The following is a 17,798-nucleotide window of genomic DNA, read 5'->3' on the forward strand; positions in this document are numbered from 1 at the left end:
CCGCCTGAATTATAAAACCGAATTTTACAGATGTACGATATTTGCTGCATAGGCCATATTACCTTAGATAAAATTGTTACCCCCAGGGCTGTTAAACATATGGCCGGGGGTACCGCGTTCTACTTCTCCAGCGCTATCCGTAATATGGATGTTAAATATAAACTGGTTACCGCGGTTGCCGATACCGAGTTGCCCAGTGTAACCGCGTTAACTGATAAAGGCATTGATGTAAAGGTACTGCCGAGCGCCCATACCGTTTATTTTGAGAACATTTACGGCGACAACCAGGACAACCGTACCCAGCGTGTTTTACAAAAGGCCGATGCTTTTACAGCCGGGGATATATTGGATGTGGAAGCCGTTATATTTCATTTGGGACCGCTGCTGGCCGATGATATGTCGACCGACTTGATCAAAGCCTTATTTAGCCGGGGTAATGTTTCTGTTGATGCGCAGGGTTACTTGCGCGAGGTGATCGATAAAGGGGTGCATGCTGTTGACTGGGCCGATAAGCGGGAGGCCCTGCAATATATTGATATACTAAAAGTAAACGAACACGAACTTGAGGTACTTACCGGCAACGCGGATATTAAGGAAGGCGCTAAAGTGCTGGCCGAGTGGGGCGTTAAAGAAGTAGTGGTAACCCTGGGCAGCATGGGCTCGGTTATTTATGCCGATAGTGTATTTTATGAGATCCCCGCCTACAAACCTACCGATGTGGTGGATGCTACGGGCTGCGGCGATACTTATATGGCAGGCTATCTGTACAAACGCGTTAAAGGCGCCGATATACAAAAAGCGGGCGAGTTTGCTGCCGCGATGGCCGGACTAAAAATTGAAACTTCCGGGCCGTTTGAGGGATCGGAAGAAGATGTTAGGGCAATGATGGGGAGGTAATGAAGACGATGCTTAAGATTTAACCCGGCCCAGACTTACTATGACACAACGGAATTGTCGGTCTGAGCTTGTCGAAGACTTGAACGCTTTGTTAACGGTTCGACAAGCACACCACGACAGGCCCTGTTAATTTGGATGTGTGACTTCCCTTAATGCTTCAACAATTTTTTTTGCCGTGGCAGCCAGTTCATCCTGCGATGGCGAAAGCTTTGGGCGGGAAAAGTTCATATCGTCAACCTGGTTCATGGGTATTAAATGGATGTGCGTGTGCGGCACTTCTAACCCAATAACGGCTACACCCACCTTTTTACAGGGGATGGCCTTTTTTATACCGCCTGCGACAATTTTGGCAAACATCTGCAAACCCAGGTAGGTTTCGTCGTCCAGGTCAAAAATATAATCCACTTCTTTTTTGGGGATAACCAGCACATGCCCTTCTGCTAATGGACTGATATCTAAAAAAGCCAAAAACTCGTTGGTTTCGGCAACCTTATGGGCCGGTATTTCGCCTGCTATGATTTTTGAAAAGATGCTCATGGTAATGATGGTTGATTTGTGAATGATGAGTAGTTAGTTGTATGGTTTTGGGTGAGCAGTTATGAACCACTCACCCAATCATCCATTCACTACCTGCTAATTTCCAGTATCTCGAATTCTATCTTACCTGCAGGTACGGTTATCTCGGTGGTTTCGCCAACCGATTTACCAAGCAGGCCTTTTGCAATAGGCGATGCTACAGAAATTTTTCCGGCCTTAAGGTCGGCTTCGCTTTCCGACACCAGCTGGTAGGTCATGGTAGCGCCGTTCTTCACATTTTTTATCTTCACTATAGATAATGCTAACACCTTTGATGTATCCAGTTTAGATTCATCAAGCAAGCGCGCGTTTGCCAGGGTTTCCTGCATCTGGGCTATTTTGGTTTCGTGCAATCCCTGTGCCTCTTTCGCGGCATCGTACTCGGCATTTTCCGACAGATCGCCCTTATCGCGTGCCTCTGCTATAGCCTTTGCAATATTTGCGCGGCCTGTAGTTTTTAAGTATTGTAATTCTTCTTTTAGTTTTTCTAAACCATCCTTGGTAAAGTATGATACTTCTGCCATAACACAATTATAATTAGTAATTATTATCAGTTTACCGCCAAAAAAAACCGCTCCCCTACTTTTTGATAGAAGAGCGTGACGGCCTTAAAAACAAAACAAGACTACAAAGGCAGGTGCCCGCATAGTCTTGTTTTGTATTAAACGAAGATAGTATAATTAAATTTTAATATGCAAATTTTTTGTTTTAGGTCGATATTCTTTTCTGTAGAGACACGATACTCGTGCCTCCCATTAATATAATCATTTATTAAGACGCGAGGTATCGCGTCTCTACGCCAGGCCTAACTCGCCGAATCTCTACTCTGAAAGACGCGAGGTATCGCGTCTCTACGCCAGGCCTAACTCGCCGAGCTTCTGCGCCATTACTTCGCTTATCTTACGGTAGCTGTCAAATGTCCACCCGGCAACATGCGGGCTTAAAATAACTCTGCCGCTTTTGCGCAGTTCATCAAACCACGGCTGCTCGCCCAGCGCCGGGAATTTTTCAACCTCGAGCACATCTAACCCGGCGGCTATAATTTTCCCCTGCTTAATGGCATTTAGTACTGCCTGTGTTTTAACCACTTTGCCCCGTGCCATGTTCAGGAAAAAGATGGGCTTTTTAAAATGAAAGAAGTACTCGTCATCCACCATGCCGTTGGTTTCTTTGGTAAGGGGAACGTGCAGGCTAAGCACATCGCTACGCTTGACAATTTCCTCCATGCTTACCTCGCGCGCATGTTTATCGCTAAAGCCGGTCTTGTATTTATCATAAGCAATAACCTCTACCCCAAAGCCGGATAGCTTTTTGGCAAAACTGCTGCCCATATAACCGTAGCCGATAATGCCCACGGTACGGCCTTTTAATTCGTGTCCCCGGTTTTCTTCCCGGCGCCAGCTGCCGGCGCGTATCTCGGCATCGGCAGTGTTCAAATTATTCATCAGGGATAGCAGCATACCAACCGCGTGCTCGCCAACCGCATCCATATTACCTTCGGGAGCGTTTATCAGTTTAATGCCTTTTGCAAGGGCGTATTCTTCATCGATGTTATCCATACCGGCGCCTGCCCGGCAAATAAAACGCAGGTTTTTAGCCTGGTCTATAAAGGCCTTATCTACCTGAAACTTTGACCGGATAGCCAGGCCATCATAATTGTCTATAATGGCAAAAGCTTCTTCTAATTTCATATCAGGCTGGTAATTGCAGGTATAACCAAAACCTTTGGCCTGTTCCATAAAGGCGGGGTGCAGGTCGTCTACTATAAGGATATTATTTTTCAATGGAGTAAGTTTGATAGGCAAAATTACGAATTTCATATATCTAAACGTGACACAATTGCCTGCTCTGCGGGGTTGACTCACCCCGCGGCACTTCGTGCGCACCCCTCTCTGCTGCGCAAAGAGGGTGAAGAGAAAGGGTTTTACCTTCTTTGCGCAGCAGAGAGGACCGACCAGCGTAGCGTAGTCGGGTGAGTAATTTATCGCCAGCCAGAATCAAACTTGGCACGTAAATAGTATGCTCATATCTATGAAGATCCCCTTTAAAAAAACACGAACCGATATAAAACAGTATGTAGATACGCTGTCGCAGGATGGTTTCAGAAAGATATTTGACCAGATAGACCAGTTAAGCGTAAAGAAAGGTGTTGATAAGCACGGGCTGGATAAGTTTATAAACCATTGCGCCTATATGGCAGCCGGCAGCGGTGCCATTGCGGGCAGCGGCGGTATCATAACTATGTTGGTGGGTATGCCGGTTGATTTTGTGAACCTGATAACCCAGCAATTTAGGGTAACAATGGCTATTATGTATTATGCAAAGGGCAGTTACCGGGTGGGCTTTGATGAATTTATGCAGCTGGTAGCAACCTCGTTTAAGATTGAGGCGGGTGTTGCCGTTACCAAAAACGTGATGGAAGGAATAGCCGAAAAGCTGCTGCTTGCCTTTGGCGTTCGCGCTGCCGAAAGGCTGGTGCCGGTAGTAGGCGCTGTAATTGGTGGCACAGCAAACTACCTTTTTGTAAAACGCATGGCCCAAAAGGTGAAAGAAATAAACAGGGTAGATAAACGGGTGGTTATACCTGTTGTTTAGTGCTTACCCAAAACGCCTTTGGCATCCAGATATTTAAACTTCATAAGCTGGTTATAGCCGAATAAAACGTTCCTGTCGGGTTCAAACGATTCTGCTACATGAGGTAAAATAGTTTCTGAAGATAATAATATCCCCTTTTTGGTGACCAGGTATTTCACTTGTGGGCTATTCAAACTCAATTTATTAACTGACGACATCAGTTTTGGAAGAACAGCAACGTAATCGGCATCGCCTGCGTAGGCCTTCCTATCTTTGCTTATCCTATTCAACAATATCTTTTTGTACTCAGCTTTAATAAATTGCAATCCGCGGGCGGTAATAATTTTAGATAACGGGATTGCTTTGCCAGTATTGGGGTTTAATGTAAGCCACCGCTGATTAGTGCTGGGGTAAGCGCCCATAGTCTCGTACGTTAATTTAATGGAAATCAAATCGCTATACAAACAGGTAACTTCATATTGCAGTGATGTTATTCCACATCCGCATTCAGTATATTCATTTATTACATCCTGCAAGGTTTCTCCGTTCAATAGCTCTTTTTCAGAAAGCGCTTTTTGTAGTTGCGGTAGCCTGTCTGCTATTTGCGGCAAATACAGCGTGTCGGTTTGGTCTTTATATTTAAGAGGGACAACTTTTGTAGTGACTGTTTTACGGCTCATCACCGCCTGCGCATTACTGTATCCAATGCCGAGCACTCCGATAAGTAAAAATGATAGTATCGTCTTCATTACCTGCTCATTGCAATTTCATTGGTCAATTTTACAAAATCGGCCACACTCAAGCGCTCAGCCCGCAGGTCAAGGGTTTTGTTATCCACCATTTTTTCCTTATTTATCAGCGATGATACCGCGTTGCGCAGTGTTTTGCGGCGCTGGTTAAAGCCCGCCTTTACCACCTGCCAGAAAAGTTTTTCGTCGCATGCCAGTTCGGCAGTTTCGTTGCGGGTTAGCCTGATAACCGCCGATAACACCTTTGGCGGGGGATTGAAAACTCCGGCTTTTACGGTAAATAAATATTCTACCTTATAATAGGCTTGCAAAAAAACGCTCAGTATACCATACTCCTTACTGCCTGGCTTGGCAGCGCAACGCTCGGCCACCTCTTTCTGGAACATACCTACCACCTCATGCACCTGGTCGCGGTGGTCGAGGACCTTAAAAAGTATCTGCGAGGATATATTATAAGGGAAGTTACCGATAACCGCCATCTGGCTATCAAACCGGGCTTTAAAGTCCAGTTCCAGGAAATCGTCGTTTATAAGCCTGTCGCCAAGGGCGGGGTATTTCTTTTTCAGAAAAGCGTACGATTCGGTATCAATATCGATCAGAAAGGTTTCGTATTCGGCCTTTTGCAGCAAAAAATCCGACAGGATCCCCATACCCGGACCAACCTCCAGCACTTGCTTGTATTTGCCCGCCGGGCGCAGGCTTTCCACAATTTTCGAGGCGATGTTTTTATCAGTAAGAAAGTGTTGCCCTAAATGTTTTTTTGCTCTTACTAATGTCATTATCGGTTTTTATTTGAGCAAATTAAGGCATATTTGTGCTTTAATCAGGAATTATAAACTTAAAATCTTTTTATTTGCATGTTGAGCGGAAAGCTAAAGGCTTAAAGCACAAAGCAAAATTTCAGTAAAACTGATTGTTTGTCAGGTTTCAAATGGTTGAGATCTCAAACTAATCAGTGAAATCATACTACTATGAGCGACAAACCTAAAATAGGAATAAGTATTGGCGATATTAACGGGATAGGACTTGAGATCATTATTAAAACCCTGGCCGATAACCGCATATACGACTATTGCACACCTATTGTTTACGGGCATACCAAGGTGGCATCGTTCCATCGCCGGGCTACCGATGTAAATGAATTTAACTTTAACGTGATAGACCATCCGGCCAACGCACAGCACCGCAAGGCCAACATGATAAACTGCTGGGAAGAGGATGTTAAAATAGAACCCGGCCAGGTAACCGCGGAAGGGGGAAAGTACGCCTATATTTCGCTGCAGCGCGCCGCCGACGACCTGCTGGCCGGTAACATAGACGGACTGGTAACCGCGCCTATCAATAAAGATAATATCCAGAACGAGGAATTCAGTTTCCCCGGCCATACCGAGTATCTGCAGCATCGCGACAGCAAAACCGAATCGCTGATGTTTTTGGTGAGCGAAACCCTGCGCGTTGGCGTAGTAACCGGCCATATCCCGGTAGCGAAGATAGCAGAGAGCATCACCACCGATAAAATTGTGCACAAGCTGAAGCTGATGAACGCCAGCCTGCAGGACGATTTTTGGGTGCGCAAACCGAAGATCGCCGTATTAGGGCTTAATCCCCACGCCGGCGACAACGGCCTAATTGGCAGCGAGGAGAAAGATATCATCATCCCCGCCATAGAAGAGGCACGCAATAACGATGTGCTGGCCTTTGGCCCATACCCCGCCGACGGCTTTTTTGCCAACGGCACCTACATGCAGTTTGATGCCGTACTGGCCATGTACCACGACCAGGGGCTGATACCTTTTAAACAGATAGCCTTCGAATCGGGCGTGAACTACACGGCCGGGCTGAGCTTTGTACGCACCTCGCCCGATCATGGTACGGCATACGATATCGCCGGCAAAAACCGGGCATCTGCAGTATCGTTCCGCGAGGCTTTATTTACGGCTATACACCTGGTTAAACACCGCCGCGAAACCGCCGAATTGAACGAAAACCCGCTTGTTTTTGCTAAGTTAAGCCGCGACAGGGATTAATTGCCCCCCTTACAGATACTGTTTTAATTTAATTGCCGTTAAATAAAACATTTATCTGTAAAAATACTTTTTCCTGTTTAATGAGTAATTTAATTAACCGCATCAGGTCAATTGATGCGTTTCGTGCGGTTACCATGTTCCTGATGATCTTTGTAAATGATCTGGATGGAGTGCCAAACACCCCTGAATGGCTCAAACATGCAGATGTAAATGCCGACGCTTTAGGACTTGCCGATACCATCTTCCCCGCCTTTTTATTTATTGTAGGCTTATCAATACCCTACGCGTTCAAAAAACGCCTTCATAACCAGGATGCCAAATTGCCGCTGCGGATTGTGACCCGGTCGTTTGCGCTGGTGTTTATTGGGTTTTTCCATGCCAATATGGAAACCTATAACGACCCTGCCACCCTGCTGCCCCAACCCGTTTGGGAAAGCCTGGCCACCTTCAGCTTCTTCTTTATCTTTTTAGATTACAGCAAAAAATCAGCGCGAACGCGTTACCTGCTGCAGGGTTTTGGCATAGCGCTGCTGATAACCATGTGCGCACTTTACAAAAGCACCGACCCAAACCATCCCTGGTTGCATTTAACCTGGTGGGGCATACTGGGGCTTATCGGGTGGTCGTACCTGGTGTGCGGGTTAATTTACTACTACAGCAACGGCGTATTATGGGTGCAGGCCGCCGCCTGGATCTTTTTCATGTTCTTCAATATCGATTTCCACTTTGGGATGCTGAATTTTCTGAACGGCATACAAAAATACATGTGGATAGCCGGCAACGGCGCCATGCAGGCCTTTACCATGGCAGGCGTATTTGTATCGGTAATGTATATACGCCTGAACCAGAACAAGGAGATCAAGATGCTTTGGGTGGGCCTGCTGCTTATAGCCGTGATCCTGTTTAACCTGGGCTTCATTGTGCGCTACTTTAGCGGCGGCATCTCTAAAATGCGCGACACCCCCTCGTGGGTGCTCATATGTACCGGCATCAGTTTGGTGGTGTACGCCTTTTTTATCTTTTTGGTTGATTTTAAGCATAAATTCCATTGGTTTAAGGTGATAGAACCCGCTGGCACCAACACCTTTACCTGCTACCTGCTGCCCTTTTTGTTTTATCCCCTTTACCAAATGACCGACCTGGGCTACCCCGAATACTTTGACCAGGGCACCGGCGGACTCATCAAATGCGTCATCTTTTCGTTTATAATGGTATGGCTAACCGGCCTGCTGCAAAAAATAAACGTACGGCTCAAGATATAACCAGGTGTTCACGTTCGGCGCACGTGAACACCGTGAACACTCGTGAACGCCTGGTAATGAGGCATTAACATTTTTGCATAGTGACACGGTCGTGTCACCATTTTTATGAAACATTTACCGGTTTATCTGCTGATATAGAACTTTTTTCGGCGTTTTTAGGAAGCAATACAATCCCCCCCCGGGAGGGGTGCGGCTGGCAAGTGTAAAGGCAGGGAGGGGTGTAAACCTTGTTAAATGAACAAGGCTTTAGGTGGTTTTGTAAAGGTGCTGTTTGCGGGGTTTCGGTTGCGGCAGCCCCGTTTTCCGCTTCCCGATAGCTATCGGGACCCAGCAGGCCTTAAGCGCGATGGCCGGTATACGCTTCAACCGGGTTTAGATTGACTGCTGGCGGTGCCGGTTTATATTTTATCCAAACAAATATTTTTCTATCCAGGCATTATTGTAATTGCGCGCTATGTCGAATAAAGAAGACTTCAGTTTCTCACAAACATCATCTTGATGAATTACCAATTTATTATCTTCTAAAAATTCAAAACTTAAAATTTGTTGAACAAATGTTGGTTGCTGTTCAAACAGAATATAAGATTGACTATCAAGATAATCTTCAAGGAAGTGCCATCCATCCCATTCATCGGTTTGCTTTTGGACACAAATTCTTCCCATAAATTATTGAGACCACAATCGGGAGATAATCTATACGCTTGCGGTGCTCGTTTTAAATCGTGCACCAATTTTTTACCAACGCATTGTAATAATAGTTTGCTCCTGATTCTATTAATTCGTCTGACAACTTACTCATCTTAACAATTTACCTTTTATTCTACCCCCACTTTATCAATTTCAGCCATCAATCTTTGTGTTTCGGTTAGGGCGACTATCATGCGCTGATAATGTAGTATATCGTCGAAACTTAACTCGCGGCCTTTGCGGTCTTTTAGCCATTTTTGGGCGGGCTGGTAACCACCAATATAAAACTGCCAGGTACCGGCAGGCACGCCGTCGAAATATTGGGTATCGTTGATATATACTTTGCCGGCATCGTAACGTGTACCGGTTATTATGTTATTGCCATCCTGTGGGTAGCTGGTAATATATTTATCAACCTCGCTGCTTTCTAATAAATGCAGTTGCCTTAACTCGCCACCTAACTTTACCAGTTGCCAAAACCTGGCAGCATCTTTTGGGTAGGGCACACGTGGGAAATCAATTTTTAAAAACTCCTTGTATTTTTCGCGATAACTTGGACTGTGAAGTACAGCATAGATATAATCTAAAATATCAACCGGTGCAAAAGTGCCTACGGTTGGTTCTTTTTCGTTGGTAAAAGTTAAGCCTAAACCTGTTGCTATTTGTTTGACGATTTCTTTGTCGAGATTAGAAGTCCGGGCATTTGAACTATATAAAATTGTTTGCGGATCATTATTAGGATATAAATACAATGGCAAACAATAAGATTGATCCGATAGAAAATTTTTATCAACCATATTTGAGGAAATAAAACAATGGTTAAAAGTCTTTTCTTTACCAAGTAATCTAGCTCTTTTTAAAACTAAGCATATGTTTGGTCCACTATACATATGCCTCATTATACTTTCTCTTGGCCTCCCCATTAATCCATTGGATTGACCTGTATAGATTACGCTTCTTTGTTCAAAAGGCCTATATGTTAATTTATATATCTTATGCTGATTTTTTTGTACGTCCTTTTTTGCATTCGCAAGTTTTTGCCTGTACTTAGTTGGCAAATTAAATCTTTTTAGCAAATCATCTTCACTTAAATCATGTAACAATTCAAATGTTTTCTCAGAATCTGAATAAGTCTGTTGAATGGCAATTTCGTCAAATTCTGTCTGAACGCCTGAATTGTAGTTTTTAAATAGTTCGATTGGTGAAATCCCATTGTCAAAGATTAGTTTTAGATCTAGGTCTTTCTCCGTAAAATAAAAATCAGGTTTTGAGCTAATAACATTGGTAAACTGAATGGTTTCTAAAGAATTATCCTTCAAAAACGAATACTTTTTGTTTCTGTTACCCCAAACGTTAACATGCTTAATTATGGGTGAATCATTAAGCCCCCTTTTTTTTATAAAAATATTAATACTTACTCCCTGCTGTATATCGAAAACATTTTCGTCCTTCGTCCCATCTGGAGAAATCTCGTTCGTTTTAGAACTCCCATGTAGGTTTAATATATAGATTTTGTCAAAACTTTCTAACAAATATTTACGCATTTGTCTATGTATAACACCGTCAACAAAGCTATTATTTGAAATATATGCTAAGACACCCTCTCCATTTTTATCAACAAAATGCTGACCAAAACGGATGAATTTAATATAGTCATCACTAAGCGGTTGAATATTACGTTCGTTTAAGTCTCTTTTATAATCGGCAGTTAGTTTTTCAATCCATTCGCTTTTGTTATTACTACTTACACTATAAGGCGGATTCCCCATCACCACCATTACAGGCGTATCGCGTTTAATGTGGTTGGCTTCGTTTGCTTCGCTGCTCAGCCAGTTGGCAAACAGGGTGCCGGTATCGGCATGGTGTTCTTCTAATGAGTTGGTCAGGTAAACGCGAAAGCGTTGGTCGCGGGTGGCTTTATAGCCGGTTTCGGTTAACAGCAGATCAAGTTTTAAATGCGCCATGGCATAGCTCGCCATTAACAGCTCAAACCCGTTAAGGCGCGGTATCAGGTGGTTTTCTACATAATTGCTCCAAATGCCCTGCTGGCCTGCAAAGCGTTTGTAAATGTGTTTAATGGCTTCGGCTAAAAATGTGCCGGTACCTGTAGCGGGGTCAAGTATCTGTACCCGGTGAACTTCCACTTCCGTTTCCACCTCTTTCATTTTCGAGCGCTGGTCGGTGGTGGCTTTGGTCATGGCCTTTTGCTTGATCTTTATCTTGCTGTTATCAGCAAGCCCGTTAGGCAGGTTAAACTCAGTTTTTAAAATATCGTCAACTGCCCGCACAATAAAATTTACAACCGGCTCGGGCGTGTACCATACGCCGCGTGCTTTACGCAGCGCCGGGTCGTACTCGGCCAAAAAGGTTTCGTAAAAATGAATGATAGGGTCGTGCGTTTGGGTAGCCCTGCCAAAGTTGTTTAACAAAGCCGCTACATCCGTAGCCCTGAAAATATCTGCCAGTGCATCAACTATCCAAACAATACGGGTGTCAAGGTCGTACCCGGCCAGGTATTGGAAAAGCTTACGTAAGAACGGATTTGTTTTGGGTATCAGTTCGGCGGCTTCCTGCCGCGAAAAATCATTCAACGTGGTATCATGCAGCCTTGCTGCAAACATACCATAAGCTATGGTTTGGGCATATATATCGGCAAAATCGCGCGGTTTAATATCATGTATCAGAATATCTTTAAAGGCGTGCATCTGCTCTTTAAGCGAGCTGTCTTCTTCGTTCTCCACATCGCTGGTCAGAGCTTTTTCAATAACCTGCGACAGCAGTTTGGCTTTATCAGCCATCATCACCGCCAGCTTTTGCGATGATTTAATGGTTTGCCCTATATGCGTGCAAAAGCTGCGTATAAGCGCAGTGAACTCGTCGAAATGCTGGGGCAAAGGTTTTACATTGTGCCCGTCAACCTCGGCTATTTTTACCTTTGTTTTAAACTCGCCGTCAATATAAAGTTCAAACTCCAGGTAATCGGTTATTATAAGATTGTTCAGCGATTTTTTGTAACGGTCAAACTGTTCCTTGTAGTCCTTATGCCTTATGTCTTTACCAATATCTTTTGCCTCAATATAACCAACGGGTATCTCGTTACGGGTAATGATGTAGTCGGGCGCACCGCATTTGATACGGGCAGGCTCGTTGGTGACGGTAACGCCGCTGGCAAGGTGCTCTAACAAGGTCTGCAGGTAACCGCGGTAAGTATGTTCGGTAGCGTTGCCAAGTTTATAGCTTGCCTGTAATCGGTCCAGATATTGAGGGATGGTCATGTATAAGGTTATAAAAGTAGCAAGGTAACAAATTACAGGTTATCGTAAAAAGCCTTTGTTAACTAAACCCGATAGCAGCGATACCGGCCATCGCGCCTAAGGCCTGCAGGGTATAAGCGTATAGCGGGAGCTGCCTTATCCGATGCAACACAAGCCTTGCTTTACCTATCGCTTTTATAAACCTCTCCCTAATCCTCCTTTGGGGAGGGAATTGATTGGCATTAACACACCCCTACCCCTCTCAAGAGGGGAACTACCCGCAAAGACGTCAGTCTGAGCTTGGCGAAGACCTGTACGCTTGGCTAATGGTTCGACAGGCTCACCATGACATTTAAGCTTTCAACACACCCCTAACCCCTCTCAAGAGGGGTGACTTTGGCTTCTGCTTTCACCTTTCGGCAACAAACCCTATATTTATTGGGTTAACCGGTCTGTTTTGAAAAAGATACTTGCCTTAGTTGTATTGTGGTGCGGTGCATCGGCAGCGCTGTTTGCGCAAAGCCGCGATGTTAGTTATGTAAACTCGGGCGGGCCGCTACGGCCGTTGCAGGCCATTATGGATATCCGGCATAATACGCTGTCGCTGCGGGTGGATATCCAAAAGCACATCATTGATGGCTATGCCGAGATCGACCTGGTGCTGTCGCGGGCTACAGATACTTTACTGTTCGACCTGGTGCACCTGCTTACAGTAAACAAAACGCTGGTTAACGGCAGCGGCAATACTTTTAAGCAGGTTGGCGATTCGGTACTCATCATCAACAAAAGCGGCTTTAAGGCCGGCAAACAGCGGGTACGCATTTATTACGGCGGCGTACCGCCCGAGGGTACCCGGCCGCCATGGGTGGGCGGCTTCACCTGGAAAACAGATACACAGGGAAACCCATGGGTATCGATAAACGTGCAGCTGCAGGGTGCTAAACTTTACTATCCTTGTAAAGATCACCCAAGCGACGAGCCAAACGAGGGCGTCGACCTGTTTATCACCATCCCCAAAGGCTTGTCGGTAGCGGGGCCGGGTTTGCTGCAGGGCGTAAAAGCGGCTAAAAACAACGAGGCTACCTGGCATTGGAAAACCAATTACACCATCAGCAACTACACGGTGGTGTTCAATATCGGCAAGTATAAGGTGTACAGTCGCACCTACACCACCGTAAACGGGCATAAGGTGCCTATACAGTTTTATGTTTTAGAGCAGGATACCGCGCAGGCCAGCAAGGTGCTGGATATGCGTGTGCGCGATACCCGGATGATGGAAAAATATTACGGCGAGTACCCCTGGTACCGCGAGAAGATAGGTATTGCCGAAGTGCCGAACTCGGGCATGGAGCACCAAACCATGGTTACCTACAGCGGCAAGTTTAAATATGATGAATACCCCGGCGGACTGGAGTTTTCGGGCGAGATGTTTCACGAATACGCGCACGAGTGGTGGGCAAACAAGGTAACCAATTACGATTGGTCGCACATGTGGATCCAGGAAGGGTCGGCCACGTACGCCGAGGCCTTGTTCTTTTTAGATAAGCGCGGCGAAGCGGGGTACGATTCGGTAATGATCAGGCAGCGGGCGGGCATCCGCGGGTTAAAACCGGTTATCATCCCCGGCCAAAGCGAATATTTAAACTCCAATTATAACACCGACATGTATAGCAAGGGGGCGTTTTTGCTGCACACATTAAGATATGTTTTGGGCGATAGCGTATTTTTCCCGGCGCTTAAAAAGTTTATTGTTGATGTTAAATACCCTTACAATAAATTTTTTACTACCGATGAGGTGGAGCGGTATTACTCGGCCCAGTCGGGCAAAAATTTAAAGCCGCTGTTCGATTTTTACCTGTACACGCTTGATTTTATGGAGTTTGAGCTGGTGCAAACCGGCCCCGAAAGCTATTACCTCACCATTAAAAACAGCCCGATGGACCTGCCGCTGGATATCATGACCGATAAAGGCCTGCTGCATACCAGCACCGCCGGCAAAACCACGCGCTTTGCCATCAAGAGCAAAACTATCCCGGTTATCGACCCGAGGGGATGGTATTATAAAAAGGTTACCATGCGGTAAGGCCGGCCCGGCTTAAAAAACGTGTCATTTCGAGGGAAGCGCAGCGACGGGAGATCTTTTACAAGCGATAAGGGCGCCTGCTGTTTCGCCACATGTATGTTGTAGAAGTTCCCTCCTCGCTATCGCTCGTTCGGGATGACATGTTGCGAAAGGTAAGTGCTGCGCCGCAACCCCTCACCACGCTCAATTCACCGCTCACCAACCTCAAAATCCAATTAAAAAAAACACTTTCCGCTTTTCAGAAATTTACCTACATTTGCGGGCTAATTGTTGCTCATTGAAATCGCTAAAAACATATTCAATACCTTTTACCGGCCTAAAGCTGGGTAAGCATTATTTTGAATACGAAATAACCGATGCTTTTTTTGCCGAGTTTGAATACTCGCTGGTTAAAAAAGCTAACCTTTTATGTAAGGTTGAACTGGAAAAGCAGGAAACGATGCTGATACTTAATTTTGACATTAAGGGCACCGTTGGCGCAACCTGCGATAAATGCCTGGCCGATTATCCGCAACCGATGGATATACACGAACAGCAGATAGCCCGGTTCAGCGATGAAACAATGAGCGAGGATGATGAGATTATTACCCTTGGCAAAAACGATCATGAGATTGGGGTTGCCGGGCTGATATACGAATATGTAAATGTTGCCTTGCCGTTTATTGCTACCTGCGGTAACGAGGGCAACACCGAATATTGTGACAGGGAAATGCTGGAAAACTTAAATAAGCTTTCGGCAAATGATGAACAAACCGAGAGCACTGACCCGAGATGGGAAGCCCTCAAAAAATTAAAATAATATAATAACTAAAAGTTATGGCACATCCAAAACGGAAAATTTCAAAATCAAGAAGAGATAAACGCAGAACGCATTACAAAGCCGAAGCGCCTACTTTAACTACTTGCCAAACTACTGGTGCGGTACACCTGCCACACAGGGCTTACACTGTTGATGGTAACGTTTACTTCAACGGAAAAATTCTTATCGAAAAGGCTGTAGCAGTTTAAGTTAATTTTCTGAAATGAAGATTGGCTTAGATATTATGGGCGGCGATTACGCCCCCAGGGCAGCCGTTTTAGGAGCAATTGAAGCCAGCAAGGTTTTGGTTGCCGGGCAAAAACTTGTGCTTATTGGCGACAAGGATACAGCCCTAAGCATTCTTCACGAAAATAATTTTAGCCCCGATAACTTCGAGTTTGTACACACAACCGAAGTAATTGGCATGGGCGAACACCCCACAAAGGCCGTTGTACAAAAGCCAGACTCGAGCATAAGCGTTGGGTTTAACCTGCTTAAAGAGGGTGCCATACAGGCATTTTCGTCGGCAGGTAATACCGGTGCCATGCTGGTAGGCAGTATGTTCAGCGTAAAAACGATACCCGGTGTAATACGCCCGGCCATGACAACCATTATACCCAAACTTAAAGGCGGTTTGGGTATTTTATTAGATGTAGGCGCCAACGCCGATTGCAAGCCCGATGTGCTTTTGCAGTTTGGTGTGTTAGGCAGCCTGCTTGCCCAATCTATTTACGGCATTGCAAACCCCCGCGTTGCGCTGATGAACATTGGCGAAGAGGAAGAAAAAGGCAACCTGCTTTTACAGGGCACCTACCCTTTAATGAAAGCCACCAGCCTGTTTAACTTTGTTGGCAATATTGAAGGGCGCGACCTTTTTGAAGACAATAACGATGTTGTTGTGTGCGACGGTTTTACCGGCAACGTTATTCTGAAACTTGCCGAATCTTTTTACGTTATTACCTTAAAAAAACGATTTAAAGACGAATTTTTTGACCGCTTTAACTACGAGCAATACGGCGGCAGCCCTATACTTGGCGTTAACGCGCCTGTTGTTGTTGGCCACGGCATATCAAGCCCCGAGGCTATTAAAAACATGGTGCTGCTGTCAAGAAACATGATCGAGACCAATCTTATAGACAAAATTAAACTGGCTTTTCAGTAAAAAAACATAGAATGAGCAAAATTCATGCTGCTATTACCGCTGTAAATGGTTACGTACCCGAGTACGTGTTAACCAACCAGGAACTGGAAACAATGGTGGATACCAATGATGAGTGGATCACCAGTCGTACGGGCATTAAAGAGCGAAGGATTTTAAAGGGCGAAGGCCTCGGCACCTCTGATATGGCCGTTCCTGCTGTACAGGGCTTATTAAAAAAGCGCGGTATAAGCGCCGAAGAGATAGACCTGATTATTTTTTGCACCACCACCCCCGATCTTCCTTTCCCGGCCACCGCAAACATACTGGCCCACAAAATTGGCGCTAAAAACGCCTGGGGGTACGACTTGCAGGCGGCTTGCTCGGGTTTTATTTTTGGCCTGGCAACCGGCGCCCAGTTTATCGAAAGCGGAAAGCACACCAAAGTACTGGTAGTTGGCGGCGATAAAATGTCGGCCATTATCAATTACGAAGACCGTGCTACCTGTATCATATTTGGCGATGGCTGCGGCTGCGCCCTGCTTGAGCCCAACACCGAAGGCTACGGCATCATCGATTCTGTTTTAAAAAGCGACGGCGCCGGCTCGCAGCTGTTGTACCAGAAATCGGGCGGTTCGGTTAGTCCGGCCACGCACGAAACCGTTGCCAACAAAGAGCATTTCGCCTACCAGGAAGGGCAGGCCGTATTTAAGTTTGCCGTAACCAACATGGCCGATGTTGCCGCCGAAGTGATGGAGCGCAACAACCTTACCGCGGATGATGTTGCTTGGCTGGTACCACACCAGGCCAACAAACGCATTATTGATGCCACCGCTAACCGCACAGGCTTAACGGCCGATAAGGTTATTGTTAACATTGAGCGCTACGGTAACACCACAAACGGCACCATACCACTATGTTTATGGGAGTGGGAAGACAAATTTAAAAAAGGCGACAACCTTATTTTGGCTGCATTTGGCGGCGGGTTTACCTGGGGTTCTATTTATTTAAAATGGGCTTATTAGCAGATGTGCAGATTTTAAATGTGCAGATATGCAGATTTTTAATTAAAACATCTTAAAATTGTACGTGTTAAATAACTAATTCACTTTAATCATCTGCATATTTGCACATCCGCATATTTGCATATTTATAAATACTTTTATCCAAACCAATTATCGCTATTATGGATATTAAACAGATTCAGGACCTTATACGCTTTGTATCAAAATCGGGCGTAAACGAAGTTTCTATCGAGCAGGAAAATTTTAAGATCACTATAAAAACAAACGAAGCGCCAACTTATGTAAATGCTTCAATTCCTGTGCAGCAGCCACAGCCGCTTGCGGCCGCATCTGCACCGCAGCCCGCAAGCCTGCCTGCCGCGGCGCCTGCTCCTGAAGCAGCAGCACCGGTTGCCGAGGCCTCAAACCTCATTACCATCAAATCGCCGATGATCGGTACTTTCTACCGCTCGTCGTCGCCAGATAAGCCTTTATTTGTAAACGTAGGCGACGAAATAAGCGCCGGCACCGTGCTTTGTATCATCGAAGCCATGAAACTGTTCAACGAGATCGAGTCGGAAGTTTCGGGCCGTATAGTTAAAGTACTTGTAGATAACGCATCGCCGGTTGAATACGACCAACCTTTATTTTTAGTAGAACCTAAATAGATGTGCAAATGTGCAGATATGCGGATGTGCAAATTAGGCGCATTCATTTTCATCTGCACATCTGCACATTTGTAATTTGC

The 17,798-nt window shown here is 45.4% G+C and carries 18 protein-coding genes; 11 read left to right on the top strand and 7 right to left on the bottom strand.

Annotated features, from left to right (window positions below; translation table 11 throughout):
- Window positions 1-30: 30 nt before the first annotated feature.
- Window positions 31-897, top strand: coding sequence for a PfkB family carbohydrate kinase (locus tag HDC91_RS13985; protein ID WP_183553200.1), 867 nt, complete (start codon window positions 31-33; stop codon window positions 895-897).
- Between the two features lie 126 nt (window positions 898-1,023).
- Here the strand turns inward: HDC91_RS13985 and HDC91_RS13990 are convergent, their stop codons facing one another.
- From HDC91_RS13990 to HDC91_RS14000, 3 genes are all read right to left on the bottom strand, one after another.
- Window positions 1,024-1,434 (bottom strand): HIT family protein, encoded by a 411-nt coding sequence (locus HDC91_RS13990; protein ID WP_183553202.1) that lies wholly within the window; start codon window positions 1,432-1,434, stop codon window positions 1,024-1,026.
- Window positions 1,435-1,523: 89 nt separating this feature from the next.
- Window positions 1,524-1,997: a transcription elongation factor GreA gene (greA, locus tag HDC91_RS13995; RefSeq protein ID WP_162430498.1), complete on the bottom strand. Its 474-nt coding sequence runs from the start codon at window positions 1,995-1,997 to the stop codon at window positions 1,524-1,526.
- 327 nt (window positions 1,998-2,324) lie between these two features.
- A complete protein-coding gene (locus HDC91_RS14000; protein WP_255476730.1) occupies window positions 2,325-3,257 on the bottom strand; it encodes a 2-hydroxyacid dehydrogenase in 933 nt (310 codons plus the stop codon).
- A gap of 247 nt (window positions 3,258-3,504) precedes the next feature.
- On the opposite strand from HDC91_RS14000, the gene HDC91_RS14005 reads away from it, so the two are divergent.
- The gene (locus HDC91_RS14005) at window positions 3,505-4,068 is read left to right on the top strand and encodes a hypothetical protein (RefSeq protein ID WP_183553206.1); all 564 of its coding nucleotides are present in this window, start codon (window positions 3,505-3,507) and stop codon (window positions 4,066-4,068) included.
- Here the strand turns inward: HDC91_RS14005 and HDC91_RS14010 are convergent.
- Together HDC91_RS14010 and rsmA are read right to left on the bottom strand one after the other, a co-directional pair.
- On the bottom strand, window positions 4,065-4,796 hold the full coding sequence (locus HDC91_RS14010) for a hypothetical protein (RefSeq protein WP_183553208.1): 732 nt from the start codon (window positions 4,794-4,796) through the stop codon (window positions 4,065-4,067). The genes HDC91_RS14005 and HDC91_RS14010 overlap by 4 nt on opposite strands.
- Window positions 4,796-5,575: a 16S rRNA (adenine(1518)-N(6)/adenine(1519)-N(6))-dimethyltransferase RsmA gene (rsmA, locus tag HDC91_RS14015; protein WP_183553210.1), complete on the bottom strand. Its 780-nt coding sequence runs from the start codon at window positions 5,573-5,575 to the stop codon at window positions 4,796-4,798. Before rsmA ends, HDC91_RS14010 begins: the two co-directional genes overlap by 1 nt.
- Before the next feature lie 192 nt (window positions 5,576-5,767).
- On the opposite strand from rsmA, the gene pdxA reads away from it, so the two are divergent.
- From pdxA to HDC91_RS14030, 3 genes are all read left to right on the top strand, one after another.
- Window positions 5,768-6,823, top strand: a complete 1,056-nt coding sequence (pdxA, locus tag HDC91_RS14020; protein WP_183553212.1) for a 4-hydroxythreonine-4-phosphate dehydrogenase PdxA — start codon at window positions 5,768-5,770, stop codon at window positions 6,821-6,823.
- 80 nt (window positions 6,824-6,903) lie between these two features.
- The gene (locus tag HDC91_RS14025; RefSeq protein ID WP_183553214.1) at window positions 6,904-8,085 is read left to right on the top strand and encodes a heparan-alpha-glucosaminide N-acetyltransferase domain-containing protein; all 1,182 of its coding nucleotides are present in this window, start codon (window positions 6,904-6,906) and stop codon (window positions 8,083-8,085) included.
- Between the two features lie 234 nt (window positions 8,086-8,319).
- Complete coding sequence (locus tag HDC91_RS14030; RefSeq protein ID WP_183553216.1) at window positions 8,320-8,466, top strand: hypothetical protein; 147 nt, start codon at window positions 8,320-8,322, stop codon at window positions 8,464-8,466.
- Between the two features lie 24 nt (window positions 8,467-8,490).
- On the opposite strand, the gene HDC91_RS14035 is transcribed toward HDC91_RS14030, so the two are convergent.
- Window positions 8,491-8,748 carry a hypothetical protein gene (locus HDC91_RS14035; protein ID WP_183553218.1) on the bottom strand — a complete coding sequence of 86 codons (258 nt, stop codon included), beginning with the start codon at window positions 8,746-8,748 and terminating at the stop codon, window positions 8,491-8,493.
- A 152-nt stretch (window positions 8,749-8,900) separates the two neighbouring features.
- Window positions 8,901-12,047 (bottom strand): type ISP restriction/modification enzyme, encoded by a 3,147-nt coding sequence (locus HDC91_RS14040; protein WP_183553220.1) that lies wholly within the window; start codon window positions 12,045-12,047, stop codon window positions 8,901-8,903.
- Window positions 12,048-12,483: 436 nt separating this feature from the next.
- Between HDC91_RS14040 and HDC91_RS14045 the strand changes: the two genes are divergently transcribed.
- The 6 genes from HDC91_RS14045 to accB all read left to right on the top strand — a co-directional run bounded on the left by HDC91_RS14045 (window position 12,484) and on the right by accB (window position 17,718).
- Complete coding sequence (locus HDC91_RS14045; protein WP_183553222.1) at window positions 12,484-14,109, top strand: M1 family metallopeptidase; 1,626 nt, start codon at window positions 12,484-12,486, stop codon at window positions 14,107-14,109.
- A 277-nt stretch (window positions 14,110-14,386) separates the two neighbouring features.
- Complete coding sequence (locus HDC91_RS14050; protein ID WP_183553224.1) at window positions 14,387-14,908, top strand: DUF177 domain-containing protein; 522 nt, start codon at window positions 14,387-14,389, stop codon at window positions 14,906-14,908.
- Between the two features lie 17 nt (window positions 14,909-14,925).
- Window positions 14,926-15,117, top strand: a complete 192-nt coding sequence (gene rpmF / locus HDC91_RS14055) for a 50S ribosomal protein L32 (protein ID WP_082855913.1) — start codon at window positions 14,926-14,928, stop codon at window positions 15,115-15,117.
- 14 nt (window positions 15,118-15,131) lie between these two features.
- Complete coding sequence (gene plsX / locus HDC91_RS14060; protein WP_162430486.1) at window positions 15,132-16,070, top strand: phosphate acyltransferase PlsX; 939 nt, start codon at window positions 15,132-15,134, stop codon at window positions 16,068-16,070.
- Between the two features lie 11 nt (window positions 16,071-16,081).
- On the top strand, window positions 16,082-17,071 hold the full coding sequence (locus HDC91_RS14065) for a beta-ketoacyl-ACP synthase III (RefSeq protein ID WP_183553226.1): 990 nt from the start codon (window positions 16,082-16,084) through the stop codon (window positions 17,069-17,071).
- 161 nt (window positions 17,072-17,232) lie between these two features.
- Window positions 17,233-17,718 (top strand): acetyl-CoA carboxylase biotin carboxyl carrier protein, encoded by a 486-nt coding sequence (gene accB, locus HDC91_RS14070; protein WP_183553228.1) that lies wholly within the window; start codon window positions 17,233-17,235, stop codon window positions 17,716-17,718.
- Window positions 17,719-17,798 lie beyond the last annotated feature (80 nt).

The sequence above is a fragment of the Mucilaginibacter sp. AK015 genome (genome assembly GCF_014200785.1).
In the GTDB taxonomy this organism is placed as follows: Bacteria; Bacteroidota; Bacteroidia; order Sphingobacteriales; family Sphingobacteriaceae; genus Mucilaginibacter.

Coding starts and splice junctions, on each gene's coding strand:
- rsmA (WP_183553210.1), bottom strand. CDS start 5,575: ATGACATTAGTAAGAGCAAAAAAACATTTAGGGCAACACTTTCTTACT.
- accB (WP_183553228.1), top strand. CDS start 17,233: ATGGATATTAAACAGATTCAGGACCTTATACGCTTTGTATCAAAATCG.
- HDC91_RS14025 (WP_183553214.1), top strand. CDS start 6,904: ATGAGTAATTTAATTAACCGCATCAGGTCAATTGATGCGTTTCGTGCG.
- pdxA (WP_183553212.1), top strand. CDS start 5,768: ATGAGCGACAAACCTAAAATAGGAATAAGTATTGGCGATATTAACGGG.
- HDC91_RS14040 (WP_183553220.1), bottom strand. CDS start 12,047: ATGACCATCCCTCAATATCTGGACCGATTACAGGCAAGCTATAAACTT.
- greA (WP_162430498.1), bottom strand. CDS start 1,997: ATGGCAGAAGTATCATACTTTACCAAGGATGGTTTAGAAAAACTAAAA.
- HDC91_RS14030 (WP_183553216.1), top strand. CDS start 8,320: ATGAACAAGGCTTTAGGTGGTTTTGTAAAGGTGCTGTTTGCGGGGTTT.
- HDC91_RS14010 (WP_183553208.1), bottom strand. CDS start 4,796: ATGAAGACGATACTATCATTTTTACTTATCGGAGTGCTCGGCATTGGA.
- HDC91_RS14035 (WP_183553218.1), bottom strand. CDS start 8,748: ATGGGAAGAATTTGTGTCCAAAAGCAAACCGATGAATGGGATGGATGG.
- HDC91_RS13985 (WP_183553200.1), top strand. CDS start 31: ATGTACGATATTTGCTGCATAGGCCATATTACCTTAGATAAAATTGTT.
- HDC91_RS13990 (WP_183553202.1), bottom strand. CDS start 1,434: ATGAGCATCTTTTCAAAAATCATAGCAGGCGAAATACCGGCCCATAAG.
- rpmF (WP_082855913.1), top strand. CDS start 14,926: ATGGCACATCCAAAACGGAAAATTTCAAAATCAAGAAGAGATAAACGC.
- HDC91_RS14005 (WP_183553206.1), top strand. CDS start 3,505: ATGAAGATCCCCTTTAAAAAAACACGAACCGATATAAAACAGTATGTA.
- plsX (WP_162430486.1), top strand. CDS start 15,132: ATGAAGATTGGCTTAGATATTATGGGCGGCGATTACGCCCCCAGGGCA.
- HDC91_RS14065 (WP_183553226.1), top strand. CDS start 16,082: ATGAGCAAAATTCATGCTGCTATTACCGCTGTAAATGGTTACGTACCC.